General features: G+C 43.6%; 3 protein-coding genes. All 3 read left to right on the top strand.

Annotated features, from left to right (window positions below; translation table 11 throughout):
- The first annotated feature begins 31 nt into the window (after positions 1–31).
- The 3 genes from ACXAC4_RS09730 to gltB all read left to right on the top strand — a co-directional run bounded on the left by ACXAC4_RS09730 (position 32) and on the right by gltB (position 22,457).
- Positions 32–1,213: a TIGR03032 family protein gene (locus tag ACXAC4_RS09730; protein ID WP_475160976.1), complete on the top strand. Its 1,182-nt coding sequence runs from the start codon at positions 32–34 to the stop codon at positions 1,211–1,213.
- On the top strand, positions 1,203–17,495 hold the full coding sequence (locus ACXAC4_RS09725) for a tandem-95 repeat protein (protein ID WP_475160974.1): 16,293 nt from the start codon (positions 1,203–1,205) through the stop codon (positions 17,493–17,495). Before ACXAC4_RS09730 ends, ACXAC4_RS09725 begins: the two co-directional genes overlap by 11 nt.
- A gap of 504 nt (positions 17,496–17,999) precedes the next feature.
- The gene (gltB, locus tag ACXAC4_RS09720; RefSeq protein WP_475160972.1) at positions 18,000–22,457 is read left to right on the top strand and encodes a glutamate synthase large subunit; all 4,458 of its coding nucleotides are present in this window, start codon (positions 18,000–18,002) and stop codon (positions 22,455–22,457) included.
- The last annotated feature ends 7 nt before the right edge of the window (positions 22,458–22,464 follow it).

The following is a 22,464-nucleotide window of genomic DNA, read 5'->3' as shown; positions in this document are numbered from 1 at the left end:
ATAGAGCGCTCAAAATAAGGATGTATTTTCAATGGCAGTAAATGAGAATAAATTATCTGAAAATGATTTGTACCTAGACTACTCTAGTAAAGCATCAGACAATTTTGCGGGCATTTTGTCTGCACTCAATATTTCTCTTTTAGTGAGTAGCTATCAGAGTAATGCAGTCTTTCTTCTCTCCGGTAGTAATGGGCAGTTACACTGCGAGGTGAAGTCAGTTAATAAACCGATGGGGCTCTATGCCGATGCTCAAAGGATCACACTTTCTAGCTACAATGGTGTACATGATTTTATTCTCAATGAGCCTGCAAAAAATAGCATTGACAACGGTTATTTAGACTCAACAGAGCGCTTGCCTAAAAAATTGCAAATAGATGAGGCATTACAGCAAGATGTCATTGCTCAAGTACAGGCAATTAAACGAAGCGACGCCTTATATTGTGAGCGATTCAGTTTGGTAACTGGGGTCATAAATGTTCATGATATTGCTTGGGGTAATCAGGGCCTTTGGGCTGTTAACTCTTCTTTTTCTTGCTTATCAACGATTGATGCGACATTTGGCTTTGTCGCTCGTTGGAAACCTGAGTTCATCAGTAAAATAGCCCCAGAAAATCGTTGCCATTTAAATGGTATGGCAATGAAAGATGGTGTCCCTCGGTTTGTCACAACCTTTGGTAAAGATGATTCGAAAGAGTCATGGCGTGATGGTGCAACTGGTACTTTGATAGATACTAGGAGTAATGAAATTCTACTCGATAAGCTTACCTTACCCCATTCGCCAAAATATGACGACGGTTATGTTTACTTCTGCGATTCGGGTCACGGCAGCATTAATCGTTTTAATTTGCAAACAAGAAATAATGAAGTGATAGCCACGCTACCTGGTTTTACACGAGCCATAAAAGTGCTAGATGATTTACTCATAGTCGGAACCAGTGCAATCAGAAAATCCGAGGTAAAACGTCAGTTACCAGCAACAGACTATCAGTTGCCCATCGATAAAAGTATTGGCGCTGAAAATTCTATTTGTGGGATCTGGATTTTAAACAAGGCCACCGGTGAACAGATAGCCCACCTACATTTTGATGGTGAAGTGACACAAATTTATGACATTGCGGTGATCCCCTATGGCTCACCGTATTTAGTTGAAAGCGCTCAAGCTATCGCTAGCCATTTATTTTATTTCTCTGAGGAATTAGCTCATGCTCTTTGATATACCCGTTAATAAAACGCTACTCGCAACGGTTATCCCTGCGGTTATTGTGGGCGCACCTACGTATGCAAATGTTGAAAGTGCGATTCAACAAAGCTCCTCTGAGAGTATAAAAAAAACCACAGCCGCAGAAAAAACAAATAGTATTGCAGCTTCACTGGTGACAGTAAAAATACCTAAAAAACCAGATCAAAAGGTTGACGTTGACTTTAACCACCTCGTCAGACAAAAAACAAAACAAGACACGCTAAAGTTTTTACAACAACAGGGGTTGCTAACCAATAAGTCGGTTCAAAAAACTGAGACGATTCTAGCCAAGGGCACCAATAAGCGGTTTGCTCTCGGATCATGTCGCCGTGGAGATAATAATCAGTGTACTACATCTATATCTCGTACTGAGTGTACTTCGACGTTCAACGGTCAGTATTACAATGCTGCAACATGTCCTAGTCTAAGCAGTCCTGAGATTAATATAAAAGAGGGCGGTAGCGATGTTAGTAATAGTGGGACTATTAATTTTGGTAATATTGAAGTTGGCGCTTCTTCAACTAAAACCTTTACCATAGAAGAGACGGGCGGGGCAGATTTAACGGTTAATTCTATTGCAGTGACATCTAGTGATGGTTTCACTTTATCTTCAAGAGGATGTTCATCACCTAGTCAAACCTTAAACAAAAACAATACGAGCAGTTGTACATTTGTAGTTGCTTTTTCCCCAGTGAGCACTGGAAGTAAATCAGGCACTGCTACAATTAACAATACAGATAGTGACGAAGGCACTTACACAATAAACCTTAATGGTACAGGCGTTGATACGACTGCACCAACCGTCTCTAGCGTAGGAGTGCCAAGTAATGACACGTATGTTGCCGGAGAAAACCTAGAATTCACCGTTAATACCAGTGAAAATGTGACGGTCGACACTACCAGTGGCACACCGAGTATTGCCATTACCGTGGGCAGTACTACAAAAAATGCGACCTACGTCAGCGGTAGTGGCAGTAATGCACTCACGTTCAGATATACAGTTGAAAGTGGTCTAGCTGATAGCGATGGTATTTCAGTTGGTGCGTTGAGCACAAATAGCGGCACGCTTAAAGATGCAGCAGGTAATGATTTAACACTGACGCTGAATAGCGTAGGCGCAACATCAAACGTACTGGTAGATAGTATTGCACCCACCGTTTCAAGCGTGAGTGTGCCTAGTAATGACACGTATATCGCAGGAGAAAACCTAGAGTTCACGGTCAATACCAGTGAGAATGTGACGGTCGATACCACTAATGGCACACCAAGCATTGCGATTACCGTGGGCAGTACTACAAAAAATGCGACCTATGTCAGCGGTAGTGGCAGTAGTGCACTGACATTCAGATACACAGTTGAAAGCGGTCTAGTCGATAGCGATGGTATTTCAGTTGGTGCGCTGAGCACAAATAGCGGTACGCTTAAAGATGCAGCCGGTAATGATTTAACACTGACGCTGAATAGCGTAGGCGCAACATCAAGCGTACTGGTCGATAGTATTGCACCCACCGTTTCAAGCGTGAGTGTGCCTAGTAATGACACGTATATTGCAGGAGAAAACCTAGAGTTCACGGTCAACACCAGCGAAAATGTGACGGTCGACACTACCAGTGGCACACCGAGTATTGCCATTACCGTGGGCGGTAGTACAAAAAATGCCACCTATGTCAGCGGCAGTGGCAGCAGTGCACTCACGTTCAGATATACAGTTGAAAGTGGTCTAGTCGATAGTGATGGTATTTCAGTTGGTGCGCTGAGTACAAATAGCGGCACGCTCAAGGATTCTGTAGGAAATAGCTTAACATTAACGCTAAATAGTGTCGGCGCAACGAGCAACATTTTGGTTGATAGCGCATTGCCAACGATCAGCAATGTTAGCTCAAGCAATGCAGATGGCTCATATAATGCAGGTGACACCATAACATTGTCAGTTGCTTTTTCTGAGTCAGTCAATGTTACTGGCACGCCGTCTTTATCATTAGAAACTGGGGTAACCGATAGAGAAGCAAGTTATGTATCTGGTTCTGGTACTGATACGCTCAGCTTTACTTATACCGTGCAGTCAGGTGATGAAAGTGCTGATTTAGATTATAAATCCTCGACCTCCTTATCTTTAAATAGCGGCACAATCAATGATGCTGCAGGTAATGCCGCAACATTAACTCTAGCAATGCCAGGAGCAACTAACTCATTGGGGGCAAATAAAGCCATCATCATTGATGCTGTAGCACCAACAGTGTCAAGCGTGAGTGTGCCAAGTAACGACACGTATATTGCAGGTGAAAACCTTGAGTTCACGGTCAACACTAGCGAAAATGTGACGGTCAATACCACTGGAGGCACACCAAGCATTGCTATTACCGTGGGTAGTACCACAAAAAATGCGACCTACGTCAGCGGTAGTGGCAGTAATGCACTCACGTTCAGATATACAGTTGAAAGTGGTCTAGCTGATAGCGATGGTATTTCAGTTGGTGCGTTGAGCACAAATAGCGGCACGCTTAAAGATGCAGCAGGTAATGATTTAACACTGACGCTGAATAGCGTAGGCGCAACATCAAACGTACTGGTAGATAGTATTGCACCCACCGTTTCAAGCGTGAGTGTGCCTAGTAATGACACGTATATTGCAGGAGAAAATCTCGAATTTACCGTCAATACCAGTGAGAATGTGACGGTCGATACCACTAATGGCACACCAAGCATTGCGATTACCGTGGGCAGTACTACAAAAAATGCGACCTATGTCAGCGGTAGTGGCAGTAGTGCACTGACATTCAGATACACAGTTGAAAGCGGTCTAGTCGATAGCGATGGTATTTCAGTTGGTGCGCTGAGCACAAATAGCGGCACGCTTAAAGATGCAGCAGGTAATGATTTAACACTGACGCTGAATAGCGTAGGCGCAACATCAAGCGTACTGATAGATAGTATTGCACCCACCGTTTCAAGCGTGAGTGTGCCTAGTAATGACACGTATATTGCAGGAGAAAACCTAGAGTTCACGGTCAACACCAGCGAAAATGTGACGGTCGACACCACCAGTGGCACACCGAGTATTGCCATTACCGTGGGCGGTAGTACAAAAAATGCGACTTATGTTAGCGGCAGTGGCAGCAGTGCACTCACATTCAGATATACAGTTGAAAGTGGTCTAGTCGATAGTGATGGTATTTCAGTTGGTGCGCTGAGCACAAATAGTGGCACGCTCAAGGATTCTGTAGGAAATAACTTAACATTAACGCTAAATAGTGTCGGCGCAACGAGCAACATTTTGGTTGATAGCGCAGTGCCAACGATCACCAATGTGACCTCAAGCAACGCAGATGGGTCATATAAAGCAGGAGACACAATCACATTATCAGTCACCTTGTCTGAATCAGTCAATGTTACAGGCACGCCATCTTTGTTATTAGAAACAGGTGTCACAGATAGGGCCGCAAGTTATGCATCAGGCTCTGGTACTGATACGCTCAGCTTTACTTACACCGTACAATCAGGAGATGAAAGTGCGGATTTAGATTATACCGCCACGAGTTCCTTATCCTTAAATAGTGGCACAATCAATGATACAGCAGGTAATGCCGCAACCTTAACCTTAGCAACGCCTGGTGCAGCTAACTCATTGGGTGCGAATAAAGCCTTAATTATTGATGCTGTAGTTCCGACAGTGTCAAGCGTGAGTGTGCCAAGTAATGACACATATGTTGCCGGAGAAAACCTAGAATTCACCGTTAATACCAGTGAAAATGTGACGGTCAATACCACTGGAGGCACACCAAGCATTGCCATTACCGTGGGCAGTACCACAAAAAATGCGACCTATGTCAGCGGTAGTGGCAGTAGTGCACTCACGTTCAGATATACAGTTGAAAGTGGTCTAGTTGATAGTGACGGTATTTCAGTTGGTGCGCTGAGCACAAATAGCGGCACGCTTAAAGATGCAGCAGGTAATGATTTAACACTGACGCTGAATAGCGTAGGCGCAACATCAAACGTACTGGTAGATAGTATTGCACCCACCGTTTCAAGCGTGAGTGTGCCTAGTAATGACACGTATATTGCAGGAGAAAATCTCGAATTTACCGTCAATACCAGTGAGAATGTGACGGTCGACACCACCAGTGGCACACCGAGTATTGCCATTACCGTGGGCAGTACTACAAAAAATGCGACCTATGTCAGCGGCAGTGGCAGCAGTGCACTCACATTCAGATATACAGTTGAAAGTGGTCTAGTTGATAGCGATGGTATTTCAGTTGGTGCGCTGAGCACAAATAGCGGCACGCTTAAAGATGCAGCCGGTAATGATTTAACACTGACGCTGAATAGCGTAGGCGCAACATCAAGCGTACTGGTAGATAGTATTGCACCCACCGTTTCAAGCGTGAGTGTGCCTAGTAATGACACGTATATTGCAGGAGAAAACCTAGAGTTCACGGTCAATACCAGCGAAAATGTGACGGTCGACACCACCAGTGGCACACCGAGTATTGCCATTACCGTGGGCGGTAGTACAAAAAATGCCACCTATGTCAGCGGCAGTGGCAGCAGTGCACTGACATTCAGATATACAGTTGAAAGTGGTCTAGTCGATAGTGATGGTATTTCAGTTGGTGCGCTGAGCACAAATAGTGGCACGCTCAAGGATTCTGTAGGAAATAACTTAACATTAACGCTAAATAGTGTCGGCGCAACGAGCAACATTTTGGTTGATAGCGCAGTGCCAACGATCACCAATGTGACCTCAAGCAACGCAGATGGGTCATATAAAGCAGGAGACACAATCACATTATCAGTCACCTTGTCTGAATCAGTCAATGTTACAGGCACGCCATCTTTGTTATTAGAAACAGGTGTCACAGATAGGGCCGCAAGTTATGCATCAGGCTCTGGTACTGATACGCTCAGCTTTACTTACACCGTACAATCAGGAGATGAAAGTGCGGATTTAGATTATACCGCCACGAGTTCCTTATCCTTAAATAGTGGCACAATCAATGATACAGCAGGTAATGCCGCAACCTTAACCTTAGCAACGCCTGGTGCAGCTAACTCATTGGGTGCGAATAAAGCCTTAATTATTGATGCTGTAGTTCCGACAGTGTCAAGCGTGAGTGTGCCAAGTAATGACACATATGTTGCCGGAGAAAACCTAGAATTCACCGTTAATACCAGTGAAAATGTGACGGTCAATACCACTGGAGGCACACCAAGCATTGCCATTACCGTGGGCAGTACCACAAAAAATGCGACCTATGTCAGCGGTAGTGGCAGTAGTGCACTCACGTTCAGATATACAGTTGAAAGTGGTCTAGTTGATAGTGACGGTATTTCAGTTGGTGCGTTGAGCACAAATAGCGGCACGCTTAAAGATGCAGCAGGTAATGATTTAACACTGACGCTGAATAGCGTAGGCGCAACATCAAACGTACTGGTAGATAGTATTGCACCCACCGTTTCAAGCGTGAGTGTGCCTAGTAATGACACGTATATTGCAGGAGAAAACCTAGAGTTCACGGTCAATACCAGCGAAAATGTGACGGTCGACACCACCAGTGGCACACCGAGTATTGCCATTACCGTGGGCAGTACTACAAAAAATGCGACCTATGTCAGCGGCAGTGGCAGCAGTGCACTCACATTCAGATATACAGTTGAAAGTGGTCTAGTTGATAGCGATGGTATTTCAGTTGGTGCGCTGAGCACAAATAGCGGCACGCTTAAAGATGCAGCCGGTAATGATTTAACACTGACGCTGAATAGCGTAGGCGCAACATCAAGCGTACTGGTAGATAGTATTGCACCCACCGTTTCAAGCGTGAGTGTGCCTAGTAATGACACGTATATTGCAGGAGAAAACCTAGAGTTCACGGTCAATACCAGCGAAAATGTGACGGTCGACACCACCAGTGGCACACCGAGTATTGCCATTACCGTGGGCGGTAGTACAAAAAATGCCACCTATGTCAGCGGCAGTGGCAGCAGTGCACTGACATTCAGATATACAGTTGAAAGTGGTCTAGTCGATAGTGATGGTATTTCAGTTGGTGCGCTGAGCACAAATAGCGGCACGCTTAAAGATACAGCAGGTAATGATTTAACACTGACGCTGAATAGCGTAGGCGCAACATCAAGCGTACTGGTAGATAGTATTGCACCCACCGTTTCAAGCGTGAGTGTGCCTAGTAATGACACGTATATTGCAGGAGAAAACCTAGAGTTCACGGTCAACACCAGTGAGAATGTGACGGTCGACACTACCAGTGGCACCCCGAGTATTGCCATTACCGTGGGCAGTACTACAAAAAATGCGACGTATGTCGGTGGTAGTGGCAGTAGTGCACTCACGTTCAGATATACAGTTGAAAGTGGTCTAGTTGATAGCGATGGTATTTCAGTTGGTGCGCTGAGCACAAATAGCGGCACGCTTAAAGATGCAGCAGGTAATGATTTAACACTGACGCTGAATAGCGTAGGCGCAACATCAAGCGTACTGGTAGATAGTATTGCACCCACCGTTTCAAGCGTGAGTGTGCCTAGTAATGACACGTATATTGCAGGAGAAAACCTAGAGTTCACGGTCAACACCAGTGAGAATGTGACGGTCAATACCACTGGAGGTACACCAAGCATTGCTATTACCGTGGGTAGTACTACAAAAAATGCGACCTATGTCAGCGGTAGTGGCAGTAGTGCACTCACGTTCAGATATACAGTTGAAAGTGGTCTAGTTGATAGTGACGGTATTTCAGTTGGTGCGTTGAGCACAAATAGCGGCACGCTTAAAGATGCAGCAGGTAATGATTTAACACTGACGCTGAATAGCGTAGGCGCCACATCAAGCGTACTGGTAGATAGTATTGCACCCACCGTTTCAAGCGTGAGTGTGCCTAGTAATGACACGTATATTGCAGGAGAAAACCTAGAATTTACCGTCAATACCAGTGAGAATGTGACGGTCGATACCACTAATGGCACACCAAGCATTGCGATTACCGTGGGCAGTAGTACAAAAAATGCGACCTATGTCAGCGGTAGTGGCAGTAGTGCACTGACATTCAGATACACAGTTGAAAGCGGTCTAGTCGATAGCGATGGTATTTCAGTTGGTGCGCTGAGCACAAATAGCGGCACGCTTAAAGATGCAGCCGGTAATGATTTAACACTGACGCTGAATAGCGTAGGCGCAACATCAAGTGTACTCGTAGATAGTGTAGTCCCATCTGTAACAACATTTAATGCATCATCACTGTCTTTAAAATCAGGTGAAACTTCTCAAGTCACAATTGTTTTGAGTGAGTCTAGCTCTGATTTTACGATTCAAGATATAGCAGCAACAAATGGTAATTTATCTGATTTTTCAGGCAGTGGATCTTCTTACTCGGCAACTTTCACTCCCTCAAGCGATATAGAAGGCTCTGCTTTGCTTAATGTTAATGCTGGAGCATTTACAGATGCAGCAGGAAACTCAAACTCAGCTTCTAATCAGCTTTCAATTACAATTGATACAAAAGCTCCTTCCGGGCAATCTGTCTCAATTGACCAAAGTGTTATTAATAAGAGCAATGAATCTGCATTGAGTTTTAGCCTAAGCGGCTTAGAAGGTTCTGGTTCATTCACTTACTCAATTACCGATGATGTAAGCACTGTATCGAGTCAAAGCTCAACTAATATAACAGCTTCAACAGCATCTTTAGACAACTTAGATGTCACTAATTTAAATGAAGGTACATTAACCCTTTCTGTTACTGTCACTGACTCTGCGGGCAATAGTGCGCAAGCAATAACAGATACGGTAACTAAAAAGTATAACGTTGCCCCAGTGTTATCGGGTTCTCCTGCTACATCGGTAAACGAAGACTCTGAATACAATTTTACTCCAACACTCACTGATTCTGATTCTAACGATACTCATACATTTAGTATTACAAACAAACCGAGTTGGGCGTTATTTGACAGTCAAACGGGTAAACTATCTGGTACACCTTCGGATTCTGATGTTGGTACCTCATCTGACATCACTATAACGGTAAACGATGGCACAGACTCGGCAGATCTTACGGCATTTAGTATTGAAGTTATAAACACTAATGATGCTCCGGTTGGGCAGGACTATACTTTTACGTTGAATGAAGAGGCGACATTGACCGTGACAGCGGCTAGTGGTGTTTTAAGTACGGCTTCTGATGACGATAAAGATAGCGGAGACACCTTAACAGCGAATGCTGTAAACCAGCCCCAGTATGGCCAACTAACATTGAACACAGATGGTAGCTTCACTTATATTCATGATGGCAGTGAAAATCACAGCGATAGCTTTACTTATCAAGTTGTTGATAGCAGTAATGCTACATCATCCACTCAAACTGTAACGTTAACGATCACCCCGGTAGCTGATGCACCTACAACGGTGAACGATACGCAAACAACCAATGAAGATGAGGCTGTTACTTTTAATGTGTTAAGTAACGACAGCGATCCTGAAAATGATATGGTGGCCTCATCTGCGGCAATTGCAACTCAACCAAGTAAAGGCTCGGTCAGTATTGTAAATGGTGTAGTAACTTATACACCTAATGCAAATGAAAATGGGCAAGACTCTTTCACTTATACGGTGAAAGATGCAGCGTTGAATACATCGGCCGAAGCTACCGTGAACATTACAATTACGGCGGTCAACGACCAACCCACAGTGCAAAACTTTACGACTTCAATTGATGAAGACAACGTTAGTGATGCAATTGCGGTTCGCGCTGGCTCAAGTGATGTTGAAGACGGCACACCTTCAGGCGATATTGCCCTCGCTTCTCAACCATCGAAAGGCAGTGTGGCGATTGATCAAAATGCAGGCACTTTGGTTTATACACCTAATGCAAATGAAACTGGCTCAGATACTTTTACTTATACAATTACAGACAGTGAGGGCAGCACTTCAGAGCCAGCCACTGTGTCAGTAACAATAGGCGCAGTGAATGACAAACCGATTGTTGCCAATGACAGTGTTACCACAGATGAAGATGTGAATGTAACTTTATCTGTTCTTGATAATGATTCTGATGTTGAGGATCAGGGCTTTAATGGTGCAAATATCACTCTTGAAGATCAAGGTAACGGTGCTGGAACTTATACCAAAGCGGATGTCAGTATTCTAACAGACGGTCGTCTGCAGATTTCACCTAAGCAAGATGAAAATGGATCGTTTAGCTTCACTTATACCTTAACTGACAGTGAAGGTTTAACGTCTGATCCTGCAACAGTTACAGTTAGTTTGACACCAGTCAATGATGCGCCAGTGGCAGTCGCAAACACTGCAGAAGTGGCTGAAGAAGGCTCGTTTGAAGTCAACGTATTAGGTAATGATACTGATGTTGATGAAAACGATAGTTTTGATGTCTCAAGTGTAACGGTTGTTCAAGCTCCAAGCAGTGGTCAAACTCAGATCACTTCAGCAGGTGCGATTGTTTATACACCAAATGAAAACTTCGCAGGTGAAGACACATTTACTTATACAGTGTCGGATGCGGCGGGGGCGGTGTCTAATGAAGCCACTGTTACTATGACAGTCACTCCGGTGAATGACACACCGGTTATTTCTGGTTCACCGGCTACGACAGTAGATGAAGATAGCACTTATAGCTTTACGCCAACAGCTAGTGATGTAGACGGCGACACCCTCACATTTAGTATTCAAAATATGCCTCAATGGGCAAGTTTTGATACCAGTACTGGTACTTTATCAGGCACGCCATCTAATGATGATGTCGGAACTTATCAAGGCGTTGAGATCAGTGTTACTGATGGCACTGAAACTGCCAGCTTGACGTCGTTTGATATCACAGTGGTTAACACCAATGATGCACCAACGATATCGGGCACACCTGCAAGCAGTGTTGATGAAGACACCACGTACAGTTTCACGCCTGTAGCAAACGATGTTGATTCTGAGGATACACTGACATTCAGTATTACGAATCAACCTAGTTGGGCAAACTTCGATTCTCAAACAGGTACGCTTTCTGGTACGCCTGAAAACGATCATGTAGGCACGGCTTCAGACATTACTATTAGTGTTAACGATGGTACAGAAACCACTGAACTTACACCATTCTCTATCACGGTGGTTAATACTAATGATACGCCAGTGATATCAGGCATACCATCGAGCAGTATCGATGAAGATACAGCTTATAGTTTTGTGCCAACTGCATCTGATGTGGATGTGGGAGACACCCTCACTTTCAGTGTAACAAACTTACCTTCATGGGCTAGTTTCTCAACCTCAACGGGAGCTATCAGTGGGACGCCGGGTAATAGTGATGTGGGTGTTTATCAAGGTATTGTGATAAGCGTTAGCGATGGGACAGAAGAAGTTAGTCTCGATGCATTTAACGTTACCGTGGTTAATGTCAATGACGCACCGGTAATTGCTGGGACGCCAAGCACTTCTGTAAATGAAGACAGTGCATACAGTTTCACACCTTCGGCATCAGATATTGATGGCGATAGCCTAACATTCAGCATTTCGAATAAGCCTAATTGGGCAAGTTTTGATGAACAAACAGGCACACTATCAGGTACACCTGTCAACGCAGATGTGGGTAGTAGTAATGATATCGTCATTTCAGTAAGCGATGGTGCAATATCGGTTTCGTTAGATGCTTTCTCTTTAAGCGTAATCAACACCAATGACGCGCCTGTTATAAGCGGAACACCTGCAACAAGTGTGAATGAGGATTCGCTTTACAGCTTTACACCTTCTGCATCAGACGTAGATGTAGGTGATGTGCTAACTTTCTCTATCAACAATAAACCGAGTTGGGCTAACTTTGATCCTACAACGGGCGTTTTATCTGGTACTCCTACAGATGCCAATGTGGGGTCGCAAGAGCAGATAGTGATCACCGTAAGTGATGGCACGGTTTCCCAATCATTGAATACCTTTAACCTTGAGGTGATAAATACCAATGATGCGCCAACAGCTCAAGACTACACGTTTAGCCTTGATGAAGGCCAGTTGTTAACCGTTACCGAAATTTTGGGCTTATTAAGTACCGCAAATGATGATGACTTAGACAGTAACGATAGTCTTTCAGTAACAGCGATTACTCAACCAAAGCATGGTCAATTAACACTGAATACTGACGGAAGCTTTAGCTATCAACATGATGGCGGTGAAAGCACCAGTGATAGCTTTACCTTCGAAGTGACTGACGCACAAAATGCGAGTTCAGGTGCCCATACGGTTTCATTGTCTATTAATCCGGTTGCAGATGCCCCAATTACTCAGGATGACAGTGCCACGACCAATGAAGATACTGCTGTTCAGATAGATTTACTGGAAAATGATAGCGATGCCGAAGGTGATATGAACGCGGCATCGACGGTCGTTGTCACTAAACCAACTAAAGGCACAGTGAGTATTGTTAATGGTATTGCGACTTATACGCCTTCTAGCAATGAAAATGGACAGGATAGCTTTACATATACGGTCGCTGACACAGGATTAAATGTATCTGAACAGGCAACAGTTGTTGTGATGATAACACCTGTCAATGATGCACCAGTGGCTGCAAATCTGACCATAAGCACTGATGAAGATACAACTTCTACTGCACTTGATATTCGAGCAGCAGCCACAGATGTTGAAGAGGGCATACCGACAGGGACTATAACGTTAGTGAGTGAGCCAAATATTGGCTCAGTTGTGTTTGACCAAGATGCTGGCACAGTGGTTTATACGCCAAACTCTAACGAGGTCGGTGAAGATAGCTTCACTTATACGATTGCGGATAATGAAGGGTTAGTTTCTTCTCCTGCAACGGTAAGCGTAAACATTGGCGCAATCAATGACCGTCCAGTGGTAGGTGATGATTCAGTCACGACTGATGAAGATGTGACTGTTACTTTAAATATTCTTTCGAATGACTCTGACGTGGAAGATCAGGGCTTCAATGGTGCAAATATTACCTTGGAAGATCAGGGTAATGGTTCAGGTATATATTCTAAAGCCAGTGTTTCAGCTTTGGCTGATGGCACATTAGAAATAGTACCAAACCAAGATCAAACGGGGACCTTTAGTTTCACTTACACACTGACAGATAGCGAAGGTCTAACTTCGTTGCCTGCAACAGTCTCTGTAACACTAACTCCAGTCAATGATGCACCTATTGCCGTGGATAACAGCGTTGAATTGCAAGAAGAAGGTACTTTCGAAATCAATGTTCTGGGTAATGACACGGATGTGGATGAAGGAGACAGTTTTGATGTAAGTAGCGTGACAGTTGTCAGTGCTCCCCAAAACGGTCAGGCAGAAGTCACAGCTGAAGGAACTATCATTTATACTGCGAATACCAATTATTTCGGCGATGATAGCTTCAATTATACGGTAAAAGACCAAGCTGGTGCAGTATCAAACGAAGCGACAGTTTTATTGAGCGTCACACCTATTAATGATGCCCCTGAAGTTGCGGCGCAAGCATTAACACTCAATGAAGATGAAACTCTGTTAGTTACACTCAGCGGAACAGACATTGATGCTGATACGCTAACCTACAGTATTGTATCGGATGTGAGTTCGGGAACGTTAGAGCAACAAACAGAGACCACTTGGCTTTACACACCAAATGCAAACTTCAACGGCTCAGATAGTTTCAGCTTTATGGCAAATGATGGAACTTTAGACTCAAATATTGCAACGGTCACGCTAACGATAAATGCTGTGAATGATACGCCTGTCATCTCTGGCTCACCAGAAACCACAGTCGTTCACAATAATTTATACAGCTTTACGCCACAAGCAACAGATGTAGAAAATGACACACTTACATTTTCAATCAGCAATCAACCTACTTGGGCTGAATTTGATACCGCAACAGGTACATTGTCAGGTACACCAAGCAGAGAAGATGAAGGAGTTTACAGCAACATTGTAATAAGTGTCAGTGATGGTGACGCTCAAGCTGCATTAAATTCCTTCGATATTGAAGTTCAGTTTGTGAATAATCAGCCAGTAGCCAATGACATGGCGATATCGGTGAATGAAGATGGTACAACTAGTTTCACGGCTGATACATCCGATGAGGATGGTGATACGGTGACTATATCGATATCACGTCAGCCTGTAAGCGGTACATTGGTGCTTCAAGGCAGCATATTTACGTATACACCATTTAGTAACTTCAACGGCTTAGATAGCTTCAGCTATATCGCGAATGACGGTAGCTTAGACTCTTCGGCAGGCGTAGTGAATATCACAGTTAATGCAGTGAATGATTTGCCACTTGCAGTGAATGATAGCTTTATCTTCGAGTCGCAGGCTAATAACACGTATACGCTTGATGTATTGGCCAATGACACGGATGCTGATGAAGGTGATTTGCTAACGATAATTGGTGCTAAAGCTTCGGTGGGGGCGGTTTCTATTGTTGATAGCGAGCTGTCATATCAAGCTGAAGCTGAGACGCAAGGCTTAATCGTGATTGATTACTTAATTGAGGACAGCCAAAAAGCACGCAGTAAAGCTACTGCTCAATTGCAAATAAATTCAGCACCGGTCAATACACTACCTGTGGTTTCAGTACCGGCTGATGTAACAGCCAATGCGACTGGTTTATTCACAAAAGTTGCATTAGGAACAGCCACAGCCTCAGACAGCAATGGGAACAGTATCGCAGTATCTTTGGTTGATGGGACAACACTATTCGCGCCTGGAGCTCACTTTGTTTACTGGCAGGCAACAGACAGTCAAGGGCTACAATCAATCGCGACTCAAAATGTGTTTGTGAATCCGCTTGTTTCATTAGAGAAAAACAGTGATGTGGCTGAAGATCAGAATCACACTGTGAGTGTCTTCCTCAATGGTCCCGCACCGAGTTACCCTGTGACAGTGCCATATACTGTTTCTGGTACCGCAAATAGTTCAGATCATGACTTGGTTGATGGTCAAATATCGATAGAGTCAGGTACTTCAGCGCAAATTAGTTTTAACGTGTTCGCTGACAGTGAGGTTGAAGGTAATGAAAGTATTATTATTACGCTTGGCGATGCGTTAAATAAAGGGGCTAAATCATCTACTACAGTGACCATAGTCGAGGAGAATGTTGCACCGACCGTCATAACTGAAGTTGTTCAAGCCGGTGAAGTCCGTTCATTGTTAACAATTAATGATGATTTGGTGACCGTGACAGCGACTGCTAAAGATGCAAATCCACAAGATAATGTTTCTCTTGCGTGGAATGTAGAAGGCAGTGAGCTTACTAACCTGAGCACAGAGCAAAATACCTTTGTTTTCAGCACGTCTGAATTGGCTGAAGGTATCTATCAATTAACAGTGACAGCAACAGATGATGCTGATCCAAGCCTTTCTTCAGTGAGTGAGGTTTATCTCGAGGTTGTGGCTGAACTTCAGTCACTGACTCAGGAAGATACTGATGGAGACCTTATACCAGACGATCAAGAAGGTTATGTTGACTCGGATGGTGATGGTATTCCTGATTTCCAAGATGCTATTGCTGACTGTAATGTGATGCAAGAGCAGGCGACAGAGTCAAACCAATTCTTAGTAGAAGGTGAACCGGGAGTTTGTTTACGTAAAGGTGCAACCGTTGCTCAAAACAGTACAGGCGGTGTACAACTGCTAGAAAATGAACTACCAAGTGATGAAAGTGCAATCAATATAGGTGGCTTATTTGACTTTATTGCAACTGGCTTACCGCAAGCAGGTGATACGTACAGCATTGTAATTCCGCAAAGAAGACCAATACCACTCAATGCTGTTTACCGTAAATTAAAAGCAGATGGATGGATTGATTTTGTCAGTGGCAATGGCAACCAAATTCTCTCAGCAACAGGGGAACCGGGTTACTGTCCTCCTCCAGGTAGTAATGAATGGACTGAGGGGTTAACTGAAGGTGACTGGTGTGTGCAATTGCAGATTGTTGACGGTGGACCAAACGATGATGACGGTATTGCTAACAGAGCTGTGGTTGATCCTGGTGGTATTGCAGTACCTAAAACCAGCAATAACTTACCACAAGCTCAGTCTGATGAAGTAACAATTCGTTCAGGTGAAGCAATTATCATTGATGTATTGAATAATGACAGTGATGCTGATAATGATGCGCTAACAATTACTGGAGCGAGCGTCGATTTCGGCTCTGTGATTATTGAAGATAATAAGCTGGTTTACACGCCACCAACTGATTTGATTGGTCAAGCAATTATCCAATACAGTATTTCAGATGGTAAAGGTGGTACTTCTAATAGCACAGCGACAGTGAACTTGATTGTCAATAATGCACCCACCGCAGTGCTTGATATTGCAAGTACAAATGATAAAGCAAGCATCACTATAGATGTTTTAGCAAATGACACAGATAAAGATGGAGATGAGTTAACGCTTGTCAGTGCAAATGCTCAGCATGGTGAAGCACAGATCAACCTCAACGGTACACTTACGTATGTACCAAAAATTGGTTTTAATGGTATTGATGTTATCAAGTACACCTTAAAAGACAGTAAAGGCGCAGTTTCTCAAGGTGAGGCGCGCGTTACTGTCGCAGCCCACCAAAGTGTCGCCATTGAAAATAAATCATCAGGTAGCCTAGGAGGGGTAGTTATCATAATGATTTCAATTTTATTAATGAGAAGAAGGAAGGCATTGCTTCCAAGCTTTGCGTTAATTACATCTAGTTGTTTAATTAGTTCTGAAACGATGGCATCTGATTGGGGGGTAGAAGCTGGGGTCGGGCAAGCGAAAGCTGATTACTCAATGACAAACGTAGATGGCGTCACAGAAGTCATGGTTGATGACAGCAGTAATAGTTGGTCAGCTGGCGTCTATTATCAACTTACTTCCGATTGGTCTACTTCATTACGCTATATCGATTTAGGGCAAGGAAGAGTCTCTTTTAAAGGGGTGTCTCTAACGCCGGATTCAGTCCACCAGAGCGTCGCTGAACAAGTGCCGAGTTTTTCTGAAGGGTTTGCACTTCAAGCCAAATATAATTTCTTAACGTTTGGTCATGCTCGAGTAGGCGCTTTCTTAGGTGCTTATAAATGGCAATACAAAGTAGAAAGCGTAAGAAACAACCAACTTATTAAAAGTGAGATGAATGGCACAGACTTATATTATGGTATTGGGATGAGTTATGCATTGACTGACTCTCTCAGCGTTCAACTTGATTATAGTCACTTTAATTTAGAGCCTGAGTCTGTCTCAGATCTTCAGCTCGGATTATCGTATCGCTTCTAGCAACTTAGTGTTAAACAAATAAAAAAAGCCTTACAAATGTAAGGCTTTTTTATTGTCTGTATTAATCTAACCAGTATTAATAATTTCCCATAAGCCTGATGCTTTAATCGAAAGCGATATAAATCTAGATTTGATTTAGTTTTACCAGCAAATCTTTACCTTTTCATAAACATCTATTAATGCTGCTTATTGTGAATATTTATTCTATAAATTTTCAGTTTACGTAAACGTAAAGCTGGCGATTATAGTGAGCAAATACAGCTGTTATTAATTTTTTTTTAAATTGTCACCGGTGTCATTTGTTTTTTGCTTGTCATATTTTAACATTTCTGTTGTTTTTAAGTTCACTTGGTGAATTTGTCAGACCAATGAGAAATATTCAAGTTAATGAATATCTATTCATAATTTTGTTGACTCCATTTTAAAACAAAGCTAGTTTTGAATATCTGTCGGAACAATCGTCTTGTTCATTTCCGACCATAGATGTAGCAGGGGGAGGGGTGCATGCTATATGACTCTAAGTTAGAAAAAGATAATTGTGGTTTTGGTTTAATTGCTCAGATAAACGGGCAAGCAAGTCATAAACTAATCCGCAATGCAATTACAGGGTTAGACCGAATGCAACACCGTGGTGGTATTGCATCAGATGGCAAAACAGGTGATGGCTGTGGTTTATTACTGCAAAAACCAGACAGCTTCTTTAGAGCCATTGCCACTGAAAACGGTTGGCACTTAGGTAAAAATTACGCTGTCGGTATGTTGTTTTTGAATGCTGACGAAACGCTTGCATCTCAAGCCCGAAAAGTGATTAACGAAGAATTAGAAAAAGAAACGTTAACGCTCGTTGGCTGGCGAGTCGTGCCAACTGAACCAGGCATGCTGGGGCCTATTGCCTTAAAGCAACTACCTAAATTTGAACAGGTGTTTGTATCAGCACCTGAAGGCTGGCGCCCGAAAGATCTAGAGCGTCGCTTGTATATCGCAAGACGTCGAATAGAGAAGCGCTTAGTTGAAGATGACCAGTTCTATATTTCGAGTCTTTCAGGTCTGGTAACAGTTTACAAAGGCTTAATGATGCCTGTGGACCTACCAAACTTTTATTTAGATTTAGCAGATATGCGTATGAAAAGTGCTATCTGTGTTTTTCACCAACGCTTTTCTACGAACACGCAGCCGCGTTGGCCGTTAGCCCAGCCATTTAGATATTTGGCGCACAATGGTGAAATTAATACCATTGCTGGTAACCGTCAGTGGGCAAGAGCACGAGCTTATAAGTTTTCTTCACCATTGTTGCCAGATTTACAAACGGCCGCGCCATTTGTAAATGAAGAAGGTTCAGATTCATCAAGCCTAGATAACATTCTTGAATTATTCCTTGCCGGTGGTATGGATATTTTCCGTGCTATGCGCATGCTTGTGCCGCCTGCATGGCAAAAAAACAGAGCTATGGACGATGATTTACGCGCCTTTTACGATTTTAACTCTATGCATATGGAACCCTGGGATGGCCCAGCAGGTATCGTTATGTCAGATGGTCGATTTGCTGCATGTAACCTAGATAGAAATGGTCTACGTCCAGCGCGTTACGTGATAACCCAAGATGGGTTTATCACGCTTGCATCTGAAGTCGGTATCTGGGATTACACAGCCGATGAAGTGGTTGAAAAAGGTCGTGTTGGTCCAGGTGAATTGCTGGTTATCGATACCCTTCATGGCAAAATTTGGCAGTCTGATGAAATCGATCAAGATTTAAAATCACGTCATCCTTACAAAACTTGGCTTGAGCAAAACGTAAAACGTCTTACGCCTTTTGAAGATTTGTCAGAAGAGGATGCGGGTGTACGCGATTTTGACGACGAATTATTGCTGACTTATCAAAAGCTATTCGGATATAGTAATGAAGAATTAGACAACGTTATTCGAGTAATGGGACAAAATGGCCAAGAGGCAACGGGCTCAATGGGTGACGACACCCCATTTGCTGTTTTGTCTGAAGGGCACCGCTCTTTGTACGATTACTTCCGTCAAAAATTCGCGCAGGTAACAAATCCACCGATCGACCCACTTCGTGAAAATCACGTAATGTCATTAGCGACTTGTATCGGTCGTGAGCAAAACGTATTCAATGAAACCACAGGTCATGCTAAACGTCTTCAGTTTGCTTCCCCAGTGCTCACATTCTCTGATATGCAGCAGTTAGTAAATGCGGATGATGAACACTACTGTGCTTGTAAAATTCAGTTGAACTATGACAAAACTGAGTCTTTAAAGTCAGCGCTAGAGCGAGTGTGTGACGAGGCTGAACAAAAAGCGCGTTCTGGCTGTGTCATGCTGGTTTTGAGTGACAGAAATATCAGTAAAGATATGTTACCAATTCCTGCAGCTATGGCTGTGGGCGCAGTACAACAGCGTTTGGTAAATACTAATTTACGCTGTGATGCCAACATCATAGTTGAAACTGGTAGTGCCAGAGATCCGCATCAGTTTGCCGTGTTATTAGGTTTTGGTGCGACGGCGATCTACCCATATTTGACATACGAAACACTGGTCGCCATGTGTGACAGTAAAGTGATTGATAAAACCTACCGCGAGGTGACGCTGGCTTATCGTAATGCCATCAATAAGGGTCTATTCAAGATCATGTCTAAGATGGGGATCAGTACGGTCGCGTCATATCGTTGCTCTATGCTATTTGAAGCTGTTGGCCTATCAGATGACATTGTTAAAATGTGTTTTAAAGGCGTTGCGAACCGTATCAAGGGCGCAGATTTTGAAGATTTTGCTTACGAACAAGCGCAACTACATAAGCTTGCCTTTAGTAAGCGTAAGCTGTTGTCTCATGGTGGTTTATTAAAATTTGTTCACGGAGGCGAGTACCACGCTTATAACCCTGATGTGGTACAAACACTGCAAGTTGCGGTTAAATCTGGTGAATATCAAGATTACCTAAAATACGCGGATCTTGTTAATAACCGTCCAGTGACAAACTTACGAGACTTATTAGCACTTAAACCAGATACATCTCCTGTCAGCCTTGATGATGTAGAGCCAGCTACAGAGCTATACAAGCGCTTTGACTCAGCGGCCATGAGTATTGGTGCATTATCACCAGAAGCCCATGAAGCGCTGGCTATTGCTATGAACCGCTTAGGTGGGTGTTCGAACTCTGGTGAGGGCGGTGAAGATAAGTTACGCTTTGGCACTGAGAAAAACTCTCGCATTAAACAAGTTGCATCAGGCCGTTTCGGTGTCACACCGCATTATTTAAGAAATGCCGATGTTATTCAGATCAAAGTTGCACAGGGTGCAAAACCTGGTGAAGGTGGTCAACTGCCAGGTGAAAAGGTAACGCCTTACATTGCTAAATTACGTTACTCGGTACCGGGTGTGACGCTCATTTCGCCACCACCACATCATGATATTTATTCAATTGAAGATTTAGCCCAGCTTATTTTCGACTTAAAGCAGGTTAATCCAGAGGCGATGATCTCAGTTAAGTTGGTATCAGAGCCAGGTGTCGGCACAATCGCAACGGGTGTTGCCAAAGCGTATGCTGATTTAATTACGATTGCAGGTTATGACGGTGGTACAGGAGCAAGCCCACTGACATCGGTTAAATATGCTGGAAGCCCTTGGGAGCTGGGACTTGCTGAAACTCAACAAGCCTTGGTCGAAAATGGTCTTCGTCATCGCATTCGTCTACAAACAGATGGCGGCCTAAAAACAGGTTTAGACATCATCAAAGCAGCTATATTAGGTGCAGAAAGCTTTGGTTTTGGCACTGGCCCTATGGTCGCGCTTGGCTGTAAATATCTACGTATTTGTCACTTAAATAACTGTGCAACAGGTGTTGCTACTCAAGACGATACACTTCGTCAGAAGCACTATCATGGTTTACCTGAGATGGCGATGAACTACTTCAAGTTTATTGCCCAAGAAGCCCGTGAAATCATGGCGTTACTAGGCGTAACTCGTTTAGTCGATTTAATTGGTCGCACTGATTTACTAGAAATGATCGAAGGCAAGACGAGCAAGCAAAGCAAGCTAGATTTATCAGACCTGTTAGCCAAGCCGAATAACCCAACTAATGAGACTTTATACTGCTCAGCAGCGAATACCTCTCATTATAAGGGGGAGCTAAATGAACTACTGCTATCAAAAGCACAAGCAGCAATTGAGAGCAAATCAGGTATTTCATTGGTGAATCGTATTAGCAACACCGACCGTTCGGTAGGCGCGATGCTGTCTGGTTACATAGCCAATTTACATGGCAACCAAGGCATGGCGGCTGACCCTGTTGCGATTGAACTTCACGGCACTGCAGGTCAATCATTCGGTGTTTGGAATGCAGGTGGCCTTGAAATGACTTTAGTCGGTGATGCTAACGATTATGTCGGTAAGGGCATGGCTGGCGGTAAACTAGTAATTCGTCCGCCAGTTGGTTCAAGCTTTGAGTCATATCAAGCAAGTATTGTCGGTAATACCTGCTTATACGGTGCGACAGGCGGTAAGTTGTTCGCAGCAGGTAAGGCAGGTGAGCGATTTGCTGTTCGAAACTCAGGTGTGACGGCAGTAGTTGAAGGCTTAGGTGACAATGGCTGTGAATATATGACCGGCGGCGTTGTCTGCGTTCTTGGTAATGTAGGCATCAACTTCGGTGCAGGCATGACAGGTGGATTTGCTTATGTGTTAGATGAAAAAGCAGACTTCGAAAAGCGCATAAATCCAGAGTTGGTTGAAATTGTTGAGCTGTCAGAGCTTAATGCACATCAAGAGCACTTACGTGGTTTGATTGCTGAGCATTTAGAGCTTACGGGCTCTGCTAGAGCAGAACAGATCCTAGCTGAATTTGAGTTGTATTTACCTAAATTCAAACTAGTTAAACCAATTTCAAGTGATGTAAAGAGCCTATTAGGTCATCGTGCTCGCAGTAGCGCTGAATTAAGAGTACAGGCGCAGTAAGGGGAAG

This window comes from Pseudoalteromonas sp. AWM4_233 (genome assembly GCF_056158285.1).
The sequence above is the reverse complement of the archived record's forward strand: the minus strand, read 5'-3'. Positions and strand labels throughout refer to the sequence as shown.